We start from the raw sequence: 16,371 nt of genomic DNA, 5'->3' as shown, positions 1-16,371 counted from the left end.
AGGGTGAGTACGCTGATCCTGAAGGCGCGGTATCCATCTTGTGTGTATGAGCCGGAGGCTGGAAGGTCGCGCGACCGGGGGCTGACCGCTCCCCTGGGAACGTGGGCGGGCAGGAGACGCATCCGCACGGGAAAATGTGTGCATCGAGAACCCGGCGGGCCGGGGAAGCGGGTGGCGGAGAGCCGCGGCCTGTTGAAAGTGTCAATGCTCCGCTACTCGCCAAGGCCGGCGATGCGCATCCATTGGGTCGTGCTGCGGGTGACGGATACGGCTCCCTCAAGCACCTGGATCAGCCGGCCGCGCACCACACCGTAGCCGAAATCGCCGCTCTTCCAAGCGATGCTCTCGCCGAAGGGCCGCAAGCTCGTGAGCCGCGCCAGCAGTCCCGGGGCTGCATCCTGCATCGTTGCGTGCGGTGTATCCTCGCGCGTGGCATAGGCCGTCGCCATCCACCGTTCCGACCCGCGTGTCGGCGTGCCGTCCACCCGGATGGTCAGGCCGTCGCCGGGAATGGCATGCGCGCAGATCGCGGTCATCGCGGGAAACAGGGTCTCCGCCTGGCCGGCGATCTGACGGGCCATCGCCGCCTGGCAGGCCTCGACGCTGGTCCAGGGGCCGTCGACGGTCCGTACATACTCGCATTGCTGCGCGGTGCAATCACAGCCAAGCAGGGTCATGACGACAAGGGCGGTTTTCATGACAAGGGTTTCCTGTCTGAACGGGAACAGGTCCGTCTCGGATATCTGTCCGGTTGGGTCTCCGGGCTGGGAAAATGCCCGGTTTCAATCGTGTAGGCGCGGGCATTGGCGTAAACGTGACGCGATTGTGTCGGTTTTCCGGTGCGTACGGGGAAATGCTGTGGCACGCCGGATCTTCCGTGGCGAGAAACGCGGGCCGCCCGCACGCGCCTTGACGCCACGGGACCGGCTGTCCGAGCTGAATCAGGAGCATGTTGACGGGCGACTGGCCCGCTCGGTGTCTGGCCCGTTCGATGTCTGGCGCGGCGGTGCTCGAGCCGCCGCGCCAATGTTCCTGATTGGGCCGTGTGATCAGCCGCGCGAGGGGTAGATCCCGACGATCGCGACACACCAGTTCGTCGTGATGAAGGGCATGCGGTTTTCGTGGCTTTGGCTGCCGCCGGTGTTGCCGATGGCGATCGTGCCGGATCTCATTGGGGCGGCATTCGGCGCCCCGGTCGAATAGATGTCCGCGGCCGCCGACGCGAAAGTGCCGAACGTGTTGCCTTCCGGTGTCGGCTCCGTGGGCACGCTGCTGGATGGCACCAGATTGCCCAGGTGATTGTGCGACGAAATCTGGCTCGTGATCAGCGTCACGGATTCCATGCCGCCTTTTTCGCCCATCCTGTATTCGCTCAAGCCAGGGCCGTGGCCATGAGCGAACGTCGCGCGGCCGCGCATGTCGGGCAGGGCGAAGGTCGTACGGCCGTCGCCGCCGTAGATGGTGCCGTACAGCGAAAACAGCGCCGCATTGGCGCTGATGGGGAGCAGGGTGCCCTTGGCGTCCGCCCAGCCCCGGGGGCAGAAATCGAAGCCGAACTGGCGAATCTCGCCCAGGATCGGTTCCTGCGCCAGCACGCTGGAGGTTGAAAGGGCGAATGCGAAGGCTGCCAGGCCGATGCGGAATGTGCGTTTCATGTCTCTACCTCGTTCGAAAAAGGAATTGCGGTTTCAAATGTCATTGCGGGAGCGCCGGGCGCGGATGGTTCGCTGCGCCGGCTCCCGGTCTAGTTGCGCGACGGGAAGATGCCGACCATCGCAACACACCAGTTCATCGCGATATACGGCATGCGGTTTTCGTGGCTCTGGCTGCCGCCCATGTTGCCGACAGAAATCGTGCCGGATCTCATCGGTGCGGCGTTGGGCGCGCCGGTTGAGTAGATGTCCGCGGTTGCCGCCGCAAAGGTGCCGAATGTGTTGCCCTCGGGCGTCGCTTCGGTGGGGGGGTGCTGGATGGCACCAGATTGCCCGAGTGATTGTGCGACGGGATCTGGCTCGTGGTCAGCGTCACGCGCTCGGCGCCTCCCATGCTGCCGATCCGGTATTCGCTCAATCCCGGCCCGTGCCCACGGTTGAAGGATGCGCGCCCGCGCATGTCGGGCAGGGCGAATGTCGTTTGCCCGTCGCCACCGTAGATTGTGCCGTAGAGGGAAAACAACGAGTTGTTGCTAGAAATTGGCAACAGCGTCCCTACGGCTGCCTGCCAACCGCGGGGGCAGAAGTCGAACCCGAAGAGCCTCACCTCTCCCAGGATCATATCCTGCGCAAAAGCTGTTGTTGACGACATTGTGATCGCGGCAATCGCGATGCATGTGCGAAACGATCGTCTCATTTCTTTGAATCCTTGTAATTAATACTGGAATTAACGCATTATTTGCTATCATAAATCAAACTATATGAAAAGATACTTATTGGCCTGTCGGCCACATTTGTCCGCTCATATGCGGCCGCCGCCGTCAGGCCGCGGGTCCGCGCCAGGGATAAGAGCCTCCGGTGACCTCCAGCACGTGGCGTTGAAACAGAAGGTTGCTGCCTGTCAGCGGCAACCTGAGAAACCGGTTGAATTCCGTCTCCGTCGTGAAGATCCGGCTTCGGTCGAATTCATTCAGCCGCAGGTAGTGCAGGAAGGCGATGTCTTTGAGTTCATCGGCATGCAGACGCTCGGCGAGCGGATCGTTGGGGAAATTGTAGCGCAGCGGCAGCTCCCGGTGAGGCGCGCCCGTGTCGTGCACTGTGAGGGCGAATGCCACCTGGCCCGCGAAGAACGGCTCGCCGTAATGTTCGAGAAGAGCCTGCCGCAGCTCGCGAACCCGCGGCAGCAGAGCCTTGAAGAGGGCCGGGGGGCCGAAGAGCACGCCCTGATTGACGTAGAAGGGGCACCGCGCCCGGGGACTTTGGGCGGCATTATCCGGATCGACGAGAGTGTGCCGGTGGTCGAGGGGGATCGGAGCATCGAGCAACCGTGTCGCGACTTCATCCCATGCCTCCACAGAGCTGCGGCCGCGAAACGGCGTGCCGTGGGCGATGGTGCCCAGGACGGCGCCTTCGGAGGCCATGGCGTCCAGAATCTCCGGGATCGGCCGCATCAGGACGGTATCGGCATCGCACAGGCACGCGACGTCGGCGTCTTCGGAGAACACCTGAAGGCGCAGTTCGCCTTGCGCGATGGCGCCGATTTTCGCCACCTCGGCCGGGTCGGCCCAGACGATCTCGACGGTGTCGAGATGCGGCAGCCACGCTTCGGGAAGACTGCCGGTTTCGGTGTCGCCGAACACGGCAATCAGCCGCGCCTTTTTGTAGATGCCTCCCAGGTGGTCGAGAGACATGCGAAAGAAGGCGATCTGGGCGCAAAACTCGGGTGTCGGGCTGGCGGGGATGGCGAATTCGATGGTCCGGCCCGGCGCGGAAATCGCGTCGGCATCCGGATCTTCGCGGGGGGGCGGGCTGTCACCGATGCCGATGTCCGGGCCGGGCTGATCGCTCATGGCGCATCCAGTCGCACACGGGTCGCATAGCCAATGCCCGTCTGGCCGTATCCGTTGCCGCAATAGAACATGTAGGATTGGTCCGGCGTTTCGACGACGCTGGCGTAGCACTGCATCTCCGCGTCCCAGTCGCCGGGCTGCGGAGGATTGACGAAGGTGTGGGCGTCGTCGCGCCGCGTCCAGACCAGACCGTCGCCGGACGTGGCGTAGCCGATGCGATAGGCGCGCTGGCGCGGCTTGTGCGGATCGTATCGGCCGCGTGTGCAGTACCACATTTCATGGCCCGAGCGGCCGATCGAGACCCAGGGGCGGGTGATGCCGCCCTCGTGGTCGCCGGCGAAGTCGATCGCCGGGGTTTCGCTGGCCGTCCAGTGCAGGCCGTCACCGGAGACAGCGTGTTTGATGTTGTAGCAGGGCTCGGGGTGCGGCTCGACGTCCAGCCGCCAGAACCGGGTGCTCGAATACCACATGTGATAGGTGCCGCCGATCAGGCGCACGTGCGGCGTCGCCACCGAGTAGGGGTCGAACGGTCCCGAAGCCAGCACCGGTTCGTCGCGAACCCTGCGGAACCCGTCGCCTGTGCCCTCCAGCGCGCCGACGGAAAAGCGATAGGTCCCGTCCTGCGCCAGTTTCAGGCCGGTGTAGTAGGCCAGGGTGCGGTCGCGATCGTTCAATATGCAGGTAACACCCAGCCCGTCGCAATCAAAGGCGCCCGGCTCTCCAAACGGCGCGACCGGCTCGAAATGTTCATCGATGATCTGCATGCCCGCCTCAGGGTCGATGTCGACCGAGACCGTGTGGCCACGGTTGGACGTGCTGCGCGCGGCGAAGAACATCCGCCAGCGGCGCTCGTTCACGATCATCACCGTGGGCACCTGCGCCTTGCCGCTCCACCACGCATGATCGCCCGGCGGAATGAGCACCCGTCCTTGGCGTTCCCACAGCGACTGGACGCTCATCGGTGCGGCCCCTGCTTGAGGGGCGCTCCAAAGGGCGCACGGTCCGCGCCGCCGATCCCGCCATGGACCGCAGCGTCGACGTTCGCCACCGGTTCCCCCGTTCCCACGCGGAAGGCCAGTTCGTAGAAGACCCCGCCCAGCGTCCAGCGCACCGAGACGTCGCGGGCTTCGACCGGCAGGTGCGCGAGAGGGACATCGCCCGCGAACAGCGGGTTGGCGTTGATCAGATTTCGTGCAAGGGCGGTCTGGCGCAGCCACACGGGCACGTTTTCGTCAGCCACCACCACACGCCCGCCCGGCCGGGTGACGCGCGCCGCTTCCGATAGCGCGCGCGGAATATCGGAAAAGCAATTGATGGCTCCGGCGTGGAAATAGGCGTCGAAGCTGTTGTCGGGGAACGGCAGGTAGCAGGCGTTGCCGATATGCGGCGCGACGGGGACCGCGCAGCCGTCGAGGCGGCGCAAGGCCTTTGTGAACAGCGTTTTTGAAATGTCCTGGACGCACAGCAGGCCATCGGGCCCGAGCCGCCGGGCGATCAGTTCTGAATCCCGGCCGCTGCCCGCACCGGTCTCCAGCACCCGCATGTCCGCGCGCAGATGAAGCTGGTCGATCGCCGCATTGCGGCTGGCGGCCTCGTCCGCGCCGAACATCGCGAACAGATCGTCGATGTCGCGGTCGTAGGTCTCGGCGGCGCTGTCGTAGTGCTCTCGCGCCCGCCCGTCGGCTTCCGCGAGCTTCGGCGGCCAGGTGAAATCGGGCACGCCGTCGATGACCTCGAAGACGTCGCCGGCGGGCGACACCAGCCGGCCGGAGAATGCGCGCTCCGTGGAATCTGGGATGACGGTTCGGCCCGACGCGTGAGGCGATGCGTGAGGCGCCGGGAATGGCTGCGCCTCCAGCGCCGACAGGTCGTGCGGACAGACATACAAATCTTCGAAAAAGTTGACGCTCACGATTTTCTGGCTCGCGATATTACTCGTGCACAGGGATATGTCGAAGGAAGTGCCCTTGAGGCAGTATATGTTGAAAATATTTCGTCAAAAGTATCAGCGAGTCATTCGCGTATCGATATTACTTATGATGATATATGCCTTTGGGTCAATGGAGCGGGGCCGGACGTGCCGTACAAATCGGGGAAAACCATCGCGGTGATGCAGCCGTATCTCTTTCCCTACGCGGGCTATTTCCGGCTGCACGCACTGGCTGATGCGTTCGTGATCCTTGATTGCGTTCAGTTTCCGCGCCGCGGGCGGGTGCACCGGTGTGAGATGCCGGGTCCCGCCGGCGCGCCGGTCTGGCTGACGCTGCCGCTTGCAAGGCAGCCTGTCGGGACGCTGATCCGGGATCTCCGTTTCGCGGAGGACGCGCGGCCCCGCCTGGATCGGCGCCTGCGGCGGTTCCCATGGTTGGAAACGGCTGGCGGCGGGCTTGCCGGCCGGCTGCGCGATCATCTTTACGCGCCCTTGGGATCCGTCGCCACCATGCTCGATGAGGGGATGCGGCTGGTCGTTGACGGCCTCGGTCTCGATGTCGAGATCAGCCGCAGTTCGGCGCTCGGCCTGGATCCGGCCCTGCGGGGCGCGGACCGGATCATCGCCATCGTCAAGGCTTTGGGCGGCAGCCACTATGTCAATGCGCCCGGCGGTGTCGACCTCTATGAGCCGGATGACTTCCGGCGGGCGGGGGTGAGCCTGTCGTTTCTCGAGCCCTACCGGGGGCGGTTTCCGTATCTGCTGCCCGCACTGGTCGAATGTGGCGTCGAGGCGCTGCGCGATGACATTCTCCGCCACAGCCGGACCGCCTGCGGCACAACGGTCACCTAGCCGAGCAATGTCGAGGCGAAGCGGCCGGCGGCGCCCTCAAGCGTCCGGGTGCCGCGAAACATCACGAAGCTCTCGTCACCGAGATCATTCAGCACGGTGGAACCCGCGCCGATGATGCAGCCCTCGCCGATGCTCGTGTTGTCGATCACGCCGCTCTGGCCGCCGAAGAAGGTGCGCTCCCCGATCCGCGCGTTGCCGCCGATGCCCACCTGCGAGGCGAGAAAGCAATGATTGCCGATGATCGTGTGATGACCGACATGATTGCCGCTCCACAGGATGCAGTTGTTGCCGACTTCGGCGAAGGGCTGCACCACATTGCCTTCCAGGATGATGCAGTTCTCACCGATCCTGTCGCTGTAGATGTGGGTCGCGGGGTGAATGAAGCTCGCGAAGTCGTAGCCGCGCGCCTTGCCGTCCAGATAGCGGTCGCGGCGGAAGCGGTTGGCGTCGCGGTAGCTCACCGGCCCGAGCAGCAGCACGCGATCGGTGGCGAAATGCTCCTCCAGTCTTTCCCAGGCAACCAGCGGCAGGCCGTTGAAGGTGCTGCTGCCTCCCAGGTAGGAGTCATCGACCGTGTAGCCGACGATCCGGTGGCTGCTTTCGCGCGCGATGTAGACGCTGATGACGCTGGCAAGTTGCCCCGCGCCGAATATGACGATATCAGACATGATACGGTTTATCCTGCGTTGATACTTTTGCCATAGTCTGTTCAGGGCACCCGGCGCAATGGAAGGCCAAGTCGAATGGCGCATTCCTCTGCGTTGGTTCTGTCCATAAGATCGATTTGCGCGAGATGCGGTGCGGACGAAGCTCTGCGGCAGGGGCGTGCTGTTCCCTTCGCGCGGTGACCGCGTTGCGGTTCCATCGATCAGTGTGAGGGCGATTTGTATGTCTGATTCCATCGCCATTCCGGTCTGCCGGCCGCAGCTTCCCGCCACGCAGCAGATCATACCGTACCTCGAGCGGATCGATGCGTCGCGCCGCTATGCGAACTACGGTCCGCTGGTGCTGTCGCTGGAAACGGAGCTTGCGCATCATTTCGGTCTTGAGCCGGGCAGCGTCACCACCGCGGCTTCGGGCTCCATGGCGATCGTCGGCGCCATTCTCGCGCGCGCCGGACGCGCGAAAGCCGGCAGATCTCTGTGCATTTGCCCCGCCTATACCTTCGTCGCCACCGCGGCCGCCGCGCGGCACTGCGGATACGAGCCGTATTTCACTGATGTGGAGCCTGACAGCTGGGCGCTCGATCCGGAGCGCCTTGAGCGCGATCCGGTTCTGGAACGCGCGGGGCTTGTGATCGTGGTGGCGCCCTACGGGCGCCCGGTCGACGTGGCCGCATGGTCGGCGTTCCATCGCCGCACCGGTGTGCCGGTGGTCGTCGACGCGGCTGCCGGCTTCGATACATTCGCCAAGGTTCTGCCTGTGCTTCCCGAAGACGTTCCGGTGGTGCTCAGTTTTCACGCCACAAAGGCCTTTGGCTGCGGCGAGGGCGGGGCCGTGGTCAGCACCAGCCGCGAGTTCACCTTGGGCTGCCACCGGGCGCTCAACCACGGATTTCTTGGCGAACGCCAGTCGGTCGGCGATGCGGTGAACGGCAAGATGAGTGAGTATCATGCCGCCATCGGGCTCGCCGAACTGGAGCGCTGGCGGCACAAGCACCAGGCTTTCGGCAAGGCGGCCAAACGCTATCGCGGCTGCGCCAGGCGGCACGGATTGGGCGACAGGCTCAGGCTTGCGGGCGATGTCTCGGCGGCCTACGCGCTGGCTGTCTGCGGCGACGCGCAGGCGGCGCAGGCGGCGGCTGCGGCGCTGTGGGAACGCGGTATCGAAAGCCGCTTCTGGTATGGGGCGGGGCTGCATCGGGAGCCGGCCTTCGCGGATTGTCCGCACGGCAGCCTGGATGTGAGCGAGATGCTGGCGGGCCGTCTTCTGGGAGTGCCGTTTTTCATCGACATGAGCGACGCGCAGATGGACGCGGTCTGCGGCGTGCTCGCGCGTGCGTGGGCCGCGCTTCCCGTCTATTCGACCGCATAGCCGGGTCGGCGGCGCCGGGGGCCGCATTGGGCGCTCACGCCTGACGCAAGCTTTCGCGGGCCATTTTGGGCGGACCGTAAGCGGGCGGTAATGCAGGGCGCGACGAGGCGCCGAGTGGAGCCGCGTCGAACATGTTGAGCGATCGGGCGTCGCCGCCGGTCCGGCTCAGCTTGTAGTGATGCCGGTGCAGGATGCACAGCGACAGGAAATTGTGCAGCGACAAGCGCGGCCCGCGCCCGCCCGTGCCCCTGTAGAGCGCCAGGTACCTGCGGCCCATGGAAAGCAGCATCCGATCCCGGCGCAGCGCTCTTCCCAGCCGCAGCGTCATCACCAGGAGATCCCGCGCCGCGGTGAGCGGACTGGCCCGGTCGGCCGGTTTTGACCACGCGAGGATACGGGCGCGTTTTTCGCGGAACGGGCGCGAGGCGGCGATGTTGCCGAGAACCCGTTCGAAGAAGGCCTCCGGCTCGTAGAGACGGCGCAGCAGTTCGGCGCAGCCGTCGACAAGCTCCGCGCGGCTCATTTGCGCGGGTTCGAAGTTGCAGGTGTCGCCATCGTCGCGCAGCCGGCCCTCGCGTTCCAATCGCGCGTGCAGCGGTGTCCTGGGGAGCGCCATGAGAATGCCCAGCGATGCCTGGCCGATCGCGTTGTCCTGGATGAACCGGTACTGCTCGTCGAAGATCGATGCGTCGTCATTGTCGAAGCCGACGATGAAGCCTGCGGAGACCACGATCCCCGCGTCGCGGATGCGCGCCAGTTTCTCCGCCAGCGGGTCGCCGTGCACGTTCTGGATCTTCTTCGTCTCGCGCAGGGACGCCTCGCGCGGGGATTCCAGACCGATGAAGACCTCGCGGAAATTGGCGCGGTACATCAGGTCCATCAGTTCCGGGTCGTCGGCGAGATTGATGGTCGCCTCGGTGGAGATGATCAGCGGATAGCCGTGCGCCTCCTGCCAGCGGATGATCTCCGGCAGCAGCAGCTTCGCCTCGCGCTTGTTGCCGATGAAATTGTCGTCGACGATGAAGCACACCTTGATGCCGTCGCGGCGCAGGTCGTCGAGTTCCGCGATCACCTGGCCCGGCGTTTTTACGCGCGGCTTGCGGCCGTAGATCACGATGATGTCGCAAAACTCGCAGCGGAACGGGCAGCCGCGCGAATATTGCAGCGAGGCCGCCATGTAGTGCTGCTGCTTGAGAAGGTCGATGCGCGGCTTGGGAAGTCGCGTCATGTCCGTGCGCCCGGTCTGCTCGTAGCGGCGCTCGATCGGCCTGTGCGCTGCGAAATCCTCGATGAACCGCGGCCAGGTCTCCTCCGCCTCGCCGACGAACAGCACGTCGCACAGCCCGTCGAAGAATGGCTCGTCGATCGCCGCATAGGGACCGCCGACCACCACAAGCGCGGGCAGGGCGCGCAGCCGCAGCAGGATGTCGCGCATCCGGTCGCGCTGCACGATCATGCCGGTGACGCCGATGATGTCGTAGGCGCCAAGCGCGTCGAAATCGATGTCCTCGACGGCCTCGTCGATCAGCCGGACGTCGTGTCCCTCGGGAGTGAGCGCGGCGAGCAGTGGCAGCGCGCCGCCCATCATCCAGGCGCGCTTTTCACCCGGCTGAACATCAAGCGCATGCTCGCGGCCCCAGAAGGAGGGCTGAAATTTCGGTCCGATGAGGCAGATGGACAGTCGCCGCCTGGCTCCGGTGTTCGGAACGTGGTCACTGACCCGCGCAGCCGTCGTGTGGGCCCGGCGATCCGCCCCGTTTTCAGCGATACTCAATACAATCCGTCCCGGTGGGCGCTGCAATAAACAAAACTCGTCGGTCCGCGCGTGAAAAATGTATGCGCGCCGCGGTATCGGGTCATTTCCGCGCAGCGGCTTTATCCGGAATTGACCCTACGGAAAAGCACTATGCGTCAAGCGTGTGCGGAATTCCAGACCGGCGCGCAAGTTTCGCAAGGCGCGGCGATACGCTCTATTGCTCGACGAGGGCGTCGCGCACCGTCTGCAGTTTGTTGGCGAGATGCACCTTGAGCAGCTTGCCAAGGCGGGCTCCATCGCGCGCCTTCAGCGCCTCGAGGATGACTTCGTGCTCCGCCACGGCCTCCGCCCAGCGCTCGGCCGACATGTTGGCCATGTAGCGCGCGCGGCGGACGCGGCCCGACAGGCTGCGCTGCATTTCCGCAAGCGTGGGATTGCGCGCGGCGTCGAGGATCAACTGGTGGATGCGCTCGTTGCGGCGGAAATACGGGCCGAGCTCGCCCGCGCGGTGGTTCTCCACCATCTCGTCGTGCAGCTTGGCGATCTGCGCGATCTCGGCGTCGGTGATGTGCAGGCAGGCAAGCTCGCCCGAGACCGCCTCCAGCGCCCCCATCACCGGAAACGCCTCTTCCAGATCGGTGAGCGTGAGTTTCGCGACCGTGGCGCCGCGGTTGGGGATCAGCCGCACCAGCCCGTCCTTGGCGAGGATCTTCAGCGCCTCGCGCAACGGTGTGCGCGAGACGTCGAAATGACCGCACAGGTCCTTTTCCGACAGCTTCTCGCCCGGCGCCAGGTCGCCCTCGATGATCATGTGGCGCAGCCGGTCCACCAGCTCGTCATGCAATGTCCTGCGGGGGATTGCGGCGCTCATCGACATGATCGTTTCCCGTTCGTAGTCCTGGCCGGAGGCTCAATCCGCCGCCTGGTGCAGGGCAAGGTCGGAGGACTCGCACAAAATCCGCGCCACGTGAACCGCTTTTCTCGGCGTTCCGTCCTCGATCTGGTGGCGGCACGAGGTGCCGCCGGCGATGATCAGCGTGTCGGTGTCCGCCGCGCGCACCTTCGGCAGCAGGCTCAACTCGCCCATGGCGCGTGAAACCGCGAGCGTCTCCGCCTGATAGCCGAAGCTGCCGGCCATGCCGCAACACGAGGAGGCGATGACCTCGATCTTCAATTCCGGAACAGCGGCCAGCGTGCGCTGCAGCGCGCCCATGGTGTTGAAGGCCTTCTGGTGGCAGTGGCCGTGCACCAGCGCCGACTTCTGCGGCAGCGGCGCCAGCGGCAAGGTCAGTTTCCCCGCCATGCGTTGTGCGTCGATGAACTCCTCGAACAGCACGAATTGCTCGGCGTATTCCGGTTTCCAGTCAGCCCCGAGCAGGGCAGGGGCCTCGTCGCGGAAGGTCAGCACGCAGGAGGGCTCCAGCCCCACCACCGTCGCGCCGCGCTCGAGCGCCGGCGCGAGGCTTGCGATGGTACGCCGCATCTCGGCCTTGGCCTCCTCCACAAGGCCTGCGGAGAGGAACGTCCGGCCGCAGCACAGCGGCCGCTCCCCGGGACCCGCGATTGCCTGGCCGACCGTGAACCCCGCGCGCGTCAGAACCGTCTGCGCGGCGCGCAGGTTGTCGGGCTCGAAGTAGCGGTTGAACGTGTCGGCGAAAAGGATCACGTCCGGTGTCTGCGGCTGTTCCACCGGTTGCCGCACCCAGTCGGAGCGCCAGACGGGCAGCGCGCGGCCGCTGGCGAAACCGGCTATTTTCTCCGAGAGATACGCCAGTCCGGGGATCCGGTCGCGCAGGTTCAAGAGCCACGGTACCTTCGCCGCATAGGGCGCGTAGCGCGGCAGGTAGGCCACGAGCCTGGCGCGCAGGCCGAGGCCCTTCTTGCGAACGCGCGCGGCCAGAACCTCGATCTTCATCTTCGCCATGTCGACGCCCGTTGGGCATTCCCGCCGGCAGCCCTTGCACGAGACGCACAGCGACATCGTCTCGGCCATCTCGTCGGACGTGAAGGCGTCGGGGCCGAGCTGGTCGGAAATCGCCAGCCGCAGCGTGTTGGCGCGGCCGCGGGTGAGATCGCGTTCGTTGCGTGTCACCCGGTAGGACGGGCACATGACGTCGCCGGCGATCTTTCTGCAGGCGCCGTTGTTGTTGCACATCTCCACCGCGCCCTGGAAGCCGCCGGCGTTGCCGGAGTATTCCGACCAGTCGAAACTGGTCTTGAACTCCGGCACGGAATAGTCGGGCGCAAAGCGCATCAGCGAGCGGTCGTCCATCTTCGGCGCGCGCACCACCTTGCCCGGATTGAGCACGCCTTCGGGATCGAAGCGGTCCTTGACCCATTCGAAGGACCGCGCCATGCGGGCGCCGAACATCGGCTCGTTGAACTCCGAGCGCGCGATGCCGTCGCCGTGCTCGCCGGAATGCGAGCCCTTGTATGCGCGCACCATCTCGAACGCCTCCTCGGCGATGGCGCGCATCTTCTTCACGTCCTGGTCGAGCTTCAGGTTCAGCACCGGGCGCACGTGCAATGTGCCCACGGACGCATGGGCGTACCAGGTGCCCTCTGTTCCGTATTTGCTGAAGATCGCGGTCAGCCGGTCGGTGTATTCCGCCAGATCCTCCAGCCGCACCGCGCAATCCTCGATAAAGGAAATCGGCTTTCCCGCCGATTTCATTGACATCATGATGTTCAGGCCCTGCTTCCGGAATTCCATGATCCGCGTTTGGAAGGCCGGGTCGATGGCGTCGACGACGCCGCCCTCCTTCTTGCCCGGATCGCCCCACTTGTAGCCCAGCTCCGCCATGCGCTCGTGCAGGGCGGCCAGCCGGCGCAGGTTCTCGTTCTGGTCGTCCTCGGCGAATTCGACCGTGAGCAGGGCGGCGGGATTGCCGCGCACGAATTCGTCCACCACCGGCTTGAACATCGGGATCGCCCGGCCCAGCGCGATCATCGTGCTGTCCACCAGCTCGATCGCCGTGGGGCCGAGATCGACCAGATGGCGGGTGGCGTCCATCGCCTCGTAGAAGGTGGGAAAATGGCAGATGCCGATGGTCTTCCGGCGCAGCACCGGCGACAGTTTCAGGGTCAGTTGGCGGGAAATCGCCAGGGTGCCTTCCGAGCCCACGAGCAGTTCCGCCATGTTGTTGGTCTGCCCGTTGGGCACCAGCGCGTCGAGATTGTAGCCGCCGACGCGGCGCATAAGATCGGGGAACCGGGCCTTGATCTCGTCGGCCTCGCGGACGCCGAGATCCAGCAGCTCGCGGAAAAGCTGCTGGGTGTCGTCGGGCGCGTTCAGCCCGGATATGTCGCGCGGCACGTCGGAGAATCGCGCCTGCGTGCCATCGGCCAGAAGCGCGTCGATGGCGGCCACGTTGTCGCGCATGATGCCATAGCGGAATGACCGCGCGCCGCAGGAATTGTTGGCGGCCATGCCGCCGAGCGTGGCGCGCGAGGCGGTGGAGACATCGACGGGAAACCAAAGCCCGTGGTCTTTCAGCGCGCTATTGAGATGATCCAGCACCAGTCCCGGCTCGACCACCGCCGTACGGCTTTCCGGGTCCACCTCCACGATTGTGTTGAGGTGTTTGGTGAAGTCGATCACGATGGCCTCGTTGACCGTCTGGCCGCATTGCGAGGTGCCGCCGCCGCGCGGCAGAACCGCCACGCCGGCCTCGCGGGCGATGGCGAGCGTGGCCTCCACATCGGCGAAGGTTTTGGGAATCACCACGCCGATGGGCATCATCTGGTAGACCGAGGCGTCGGTCGCATAGCGGCCGCGGCTGAAGCGGTCGAACAGCACCTCGCCTTCGATTTCCCGCGCAAGCCGCCGCTCCAGATCGGACTCCATCGCCATGCCGATTCAACCCTTGACTTGAATTTTGAATACAATATTCATTATGAAGAAACACGGCGCCGATCAAGTGCGCTGATATTTGTTCCTTGCGGGAGGGCGGGCATGGCTGGGCCAGGTCGACATTTTCTTCAGATTCCCGGGCCGACGAATGTGCCCGACCGGGTGCTGCGCGCCATGGACATGCCGACGATGGATCATCGCGGTCCGGCGTTCGCCGATGTGGGCAAGCGCGCGCTCGATGGAATGAAGTCGATTTTCAAGACCCAAGGCCAGGTCGTGATCTTTCCGGGGTCCGGCACCGGCGCCTGGGAAGCCGCCCTGGTCAACACCATGTCGCCCGGCGATCTGGTGTTGATGTATGAGACCGGCCATTTCGCAACCCTTTGGAAGAAGCTCGCCGACCGTCTTGGCCTGCGCACCGAATTCATCGAGGGCGACTGGCGTTCGGGCGCCGACGCCGATGCGATCGAGACCCGGCTGAGGGCCGACACCGCCGGCGAGATCAAGGCGGTCTGCGTCGTCCACAACGAGACCTCGACCGGCAGCGTCAGCCCGATCGCCGATGTGCGCAAGGCCATTGATGCGGCGGGCCATCCCGCGCTGTTGATGGTGGATACGATCTCTTCGCTCGCCTCTCTCGACTACCGGCATGACGAATGGGGCGTCGACGTCACCGTCGCGGGCTCGCAGAAGGGCCTGATGCTGCCGCCGGGCCTGTCGTTCAACGCGGTCAGCGAGAAGGCGCAGGCCGCGGCGAAGACGGCAAGGCTGCCGCGCGCCTATTGGGACTGGGCGGACATGGCCGGTCCCAACGAGACGGGATATTTCCCCTACACCCCGGCGACCAATCTGCTCTACGGCCTCAACGAAGCCATCTCGATGCTGCACGAGGAGGGGCTGGACAACGTGTTCGCGCGGCACCAGAGCCATGGCGAGGCCGCGCGCCGCGCCGTGCGCGCGTGGGGCCTGGAGGTGTTGTGCAACACTCCCGCTCACTGTTCCGGCGTGCTGACCGCGGTCATGATGCCGGAAGGATACAGCGCGGACGCTTTCCGCAAGGTGACGCTGGAAAACTTCAACATGTCTCTCGGCAACGGGCTGTCGAAGGTCGCCGACAGGGTCTTTCGGATTGGACATCTGGGCGACTTCAACGACCTGATGCTGATGGGGACGCTGTCGGGGGTGGAGATGGGACTGGAACTTTCCGGCGTGCCGTATCGGCGCGGCGGCACACAGGCAGCGCTTGACTGTCTAACGGGTCGGCAACAGACCCGGGCGGAGGACGCCGCGGAATAAGCGGCGCATCGCACCAAGAAAGACGCAGAGGACAATCGAGGGAGGAAACGATGAAACTCAGCACAGTAATGGCAGGCGCGGCGCTTTCCGCCGTCCTGGCAACAACGGCCATGGCCGAAAAGCTGGAATTGAAATTCGGCCACGTCGGCGCGCCGGGGTCTCTGTTTGAAGCCAGCGCCAATGAATTCGCCCGCTGCGCCAACGCGGCGTTGGGCGACAAGGCCGAAGTCCAGACGTTTGGTTCGTCGCAGCTCGGCAAGGACAGCGAGCTGCTCAAGCGCCTGAAGCTCGGTCAGGTCACCTTCTCGCTGCCGTCGTCGGTGATGTCGTCGGTGGCGGATGAATTCGGCGTCTTCGAGATGCCGTATATCATCAGCGACCGCGATCACATGAGGCGGGTGCAGGCGGCGATCCTGGAAAGCAAGCTGCAGCCGGCCGTCAAGGCCAAGGGCTACCGCATCATCGGTGTGTGGGAAAACGGCTTCCGCCACATCACCAACAACAAGCATCCGATCAACGTGCCTGCCGATCTGCAGGGCATCAAGCTGCGCACGCCCAAGGGCGCGTGGCGCGTGAAGATGTTCAAGCTGTATGGCGCCAATCCGACGCCGATGGCGTTTTCCGAGGTCTTCACCGCGCTGCAGACCGGCGTGATCGACGGTCAGGAGAATCCTTACGCGCAGATCTGGTCCGCCAAGTTCCAGGAAGTGCAGAAGTATCTGTCGATCACCGGCCACGTCTACACGCCGGGCTATCTGCTGGTCTCCGACAAGCACTTCGCGGCCCTGCCGCAGGACGTCCAGGACGTGCTGACCACCTGCGGCAGCGAGACCCAGGACTACGTCTACGACACCGCGGCGAAGCTTGAAGTCGAGCTCCTCAGCAATCTGAAAGAGGGCGGTATCGAGGTGAACGAGGCCGACAAGGCGGCGTTCATCGAGGCATCCGCTCCGGTCTACGAGGAATTCGGCACATCGTTTGACGGGGCGCAGGACCTGGTCGACACGATCCGTTCGCTCGCCAAGGGTTCCTGATCGTTTCGCGGCCCGGGGTTCGCTCCGGGCCGCGTTTTCCGCTTCTTCTTGCGATCGGCATTTTCAAGCAATCTGCGAGTGCGTCTCGCGGTCATCCGGGGATTCCCCGGGGCT

At 64.9% G+C, this 16,371-nt stretch carries 14 protein-coding genes; 5 read left to right on the top strand and 9 right to left on the bottom strand.

Annotated features, from left to right (window positions below):
* Nucleotides 1–212 precede the first annotated feature (212 nt).
* Nucleotides 213–698: a hypothetical protein gene (locus D1F64_RS17150; protein WP_117413406.1), complete on the bottom strand. Its 486-nt coding sequence runs from the start codon at nt 696–698 to the stop codon at nt 213–215.
* 351 nt (nt 699–1,049) lie between these two features.
* Nucleotides 1,050–1,655 (bottom strand): tail fiber protein, encoded by a 606-nt coding sequence (locus tag D1F64_RS17145; protein WP_117413405.1) that lies wholly within the window; start codon nt 1,653–1,655, stop codon nt 1,050–1,052.
* Nucleotides 1,656–1,763: 108 nt separating this feature from the next.
* On the opposite strand from D1F64_RS17145, the gene D1F64_RS25170 reads away from it, so the two are divergent.
* The gene (locus D1F64_RS25170; RefSeq protein WP_256372877.1) at nt 1,764–1,898 is read left to right on the top strand and encodes a hypothetical protein; all 135 of its coding nucleotides are present in this window, start codon (nt 1,764–1,766) and stop codon (nt 1,896–1,898) included.
* 575 nt (nt 1,899–2,473) lie between these two features.
* Here the strand turns inward: D1F64_RS25170 and D1F64_RS17135 are convergent.
* Genes D1F64_RS17135 through D1F64_RS17125 form a run of 3 tightly spaced genes read right to left on the bottom strand, consistent with a single transcriptional unit; the run spans nt 2,474 to nt 5,261 of the window.
* A complete protein-coding gene (locus D1F64_RS17135) occupies nt 2,474–3,502 on the bottom strand; it encodes a hypothetical protein (RefSeq protein WP_117413404.1) in 1,029 nt (342 codons plus the stop codon).
* Nucleotides 3,499–4,461, bottom strand: coding sequence for a hypothetical protein (locus D1F64_RS17130; RefSeq protein ID WP_117413403.1), 963 nt, complete (start codon nt 4,459–4,461; stop codon nt 3,499–3,501). The genes D1F64_RS17135 and D1F64_RS17130 overlap by 4 nt, the downstream gene beginning before the upstream one ends.
* The gene (locus D1F64_RS17125) at nt 4,458–5,261 is read right to left on the bottom strand and encodes a methyltransferase domain-containing protein (RefSeq protein WP_162901622.1); all 804 of its coding nucleotides are present in this window, start codon (nt 5,259–5,261) and stop codon (nt 4,458–4,460) included. The genes D1F64_RS17130 and D1F64_RS17125 overlap by 4 nt, the downstream gene beginning before the upstream one ends.
* Nucleotides 5,262–5,330: 69 nt before the next feature.
* On the opposite strand from D1F64_RS17125, the gene D1F64_RS17120 reads away from it, so the two are divergent.
* Nucleotides 5,331–6,284: a WbqC family protein gene (locus D1F64_RS17120; protein ID WP_162901621.1), complete on the top strand. Its 954-nt coding sequence runs from the start codon at nt 5,331–5,333 to the stop codon at nt 6,282–6,284.
* Here the strand turns inward: D1F64_RS17120 and D1F64_RS17115 are convergent.
* The gene (locus tag D1F64_RS17115; RefSeq protein ID WP_162901620.1) at nt 6,281–6,952 is read right to left on the bottom strand and encodes an acetyltransferase; all 672 of its coding nucleotides are present in this window, start codon (nt 6,950–6,952) and stop codon (nt 6,281–6,283) included. The two genes, D1F64_RS17120 and D1F64_RS17115, sit on opposite strands and share 4 nt — an antisense overlap.
* Nucleotides 6,953–7,172: 220 nt before the next feature.
* Between D1F64_RS17115 and D1F64_RS17110 the strand changes: the two genes are divergently transcribed.
* Complete coding sequence (locus tag D1F64_RS17110; protein WP_117413401.1) at nt 7,173–8,318, top strand: DegT/DnrJ/EryC1/StrS family aminotransferase; 1,146 nt, start codon at nt 7,173–7,175, stop codon at nt 8,316–8,318.
* Between the two features lie 34 nt (nt 8,319–8,352).
* On the opposite strand, the gene D1F64_RS17105 is transcribed toward D1F64_RS17110, so the two are convergent.
* The 3 genes from D1F64_RS17105 to D1F64_RS17095 form a co-directional block, all read right to left on the bottom strand.
* A complete protein-coding gene (locus tag D1F64_RS17105) occupies nt 8,353–10,092 on the bottom strand; it encodes a radical SAM protein (RefSeq protein WP_205470513.1) in 1,740 nt (579 codons plus the stop codon).
* A gap of 196 nt (nt 10,093–10,288) precedes the next feature.
* Nucleotides 10,289–10,951: a GntR family transcriptional regulator gene (locus D1F64_RS17100; RefSeq protein WP_117413400.1), complete on the bottom strand. Its 663-nt coding sequence runs from the start codon at nt 10,949–10,951 to the stop codon at nt 10,289–10,291.
* Nucleotides 10,952–10,984: 33 nt separating this feature from the next.
* On the bottom strand, nt 10,985–13,927 hold the full coding sequence (locus tag D1F64_RS17095) for an FAD-binding and (Fe-S)-binding domain-containing protein (protein WP_117413399.1): 2,943 nt from the start codon (nt 13,925–13,927) through the stop codon (nt 10,985–10,987).
* Between the two features lie 102 nt (nt 13,928–14,029).
* On the opposite strand from D1F64_RS17095, the gene D1F64_RS17090 reads away from it, so the two are divergent.
* Nucleotides 14,030–15,223, top strand: coding sequence for an aminotransferase class V-fold PLP-dependent enzyme (locus D1F64_RS17090; protein WP_117413398.1), 1,194 nt, complete (start codon nt 14,030–14,032; stop codon nt 15,221–15,223).
* Nucleotides 15,224–15,273: 50 nt separating this feature from the next.
* Nucleotides 15,274–16,257 (top strand): TRAP transporter substrate-binding protein, encoded by a 984-nt coding sequence (locus D1F64_RS17085; RefSeq protein WP_117413397.1) that lies wholly within the window; start codon nt 15,274–15,276, stop codon nt 16,255–16,257.
* Nucleotides 16,258–16,371 lie beyond the last annotated feature (114 nt).

This window comes from Breoghania sp. L-A4 (genome assembly GCF_003432385.1).
Taxonomy (GTDB): Bacteria; Pseudomonadota; Alphaproteobacteria; order Rhizobiales; family Stappiaceae; genus Breoghania.
Note: the sequence above shows the minus strand (reverse complement) of the source record. Positions and strands in the feature narration are given on the sequence as shown.

What these genes read in the sequence shown, in the direction of transcription:
- D1F64_RS17145 (WP_117413405.1), bottom strand. Translation starts at nt 1,655, where the DNA reads ATGAAACGCACATTCCGCATCGGCCTGGCAGCCTTCGCATTCGCCCTT.
- D1F64_RS17135 (WP_117413404.1), bottom strand. Translation starts at nt 3,502, where the DNA reads ATGAGCGATCAGCCCGGCCCGGACATCGGCATCGGTGACAGCCCGCCC.
- D1F64_RS17095 (WP_117413399.1), bottom strand. Translation starts at nt 13,927, where the DNA reads ATGGCGATGGAGTCCGATCTGGAGCGGCGGCTTGCGCGGGAAATCGAA.
- D1F64_RS17100 (WP_117413400.1), bottom strand. Translation starts at nt 10,951, where the DNA reads ATGTCGATGAGCGCCGCAATCCCCCGCAGGACATTGCATGACGAGCTG.
- D1F64_RS17085 (WP_117413397.1), top strand. Translation starts at nt 15,274, where the DNA reads ATGAAACTCAGCACAGTAATGGCAGGCGCGGCGCTTTCCGCCGTCCTG.
- D1F64_RS17150 (WP_117413406.1), bottom strand. Translation starts at nt 698, where the DNA reads ATGAAAACCGCCCTTGTCGTCATGACCCTGCTTGGCTGTGATTGCACC.
- D1F64_RS17090 (WP_117413398.1), top strand. Translation starts at nt 14,030, where the DNA reads ATGGCTGGGCCAGGTCGACATTTTCTTCAGATTCCCGGGCCGACGAAT.
- D1F64_RS25170 (WP_256372877.1), top strand. Translation starts at nt 1,764, where the DNA reads ATGCCGACCATCGCAACACACCAGTTCATCGCGATATACGGCATGCGG.
- D1F64_RS17130 (WP_117413403.1), bottom strand. Translation starts at nt 4,461, where the DNA reads ATGAGCGTCCAGTCGCTGTGGGAACGCCAAGGACGGGTGCTCATTCCG.
- D1F64_RS17115 (WP_162901620.1), bottom strand. Translation starts at nt 6,952, where the DNA reads ATGTCTGATATCGTCATATTCGGCGCGGGGCAACTTGCCAGCGTCATC.
- D1F64_RS17110 (WP_117413401.1), top strand. Translation starts at nt 7,173, where the DNA reads ATGTCTGATTCCATCGCCATTCCGGTCTGCCGGCCGCAGCTTCCCGCC.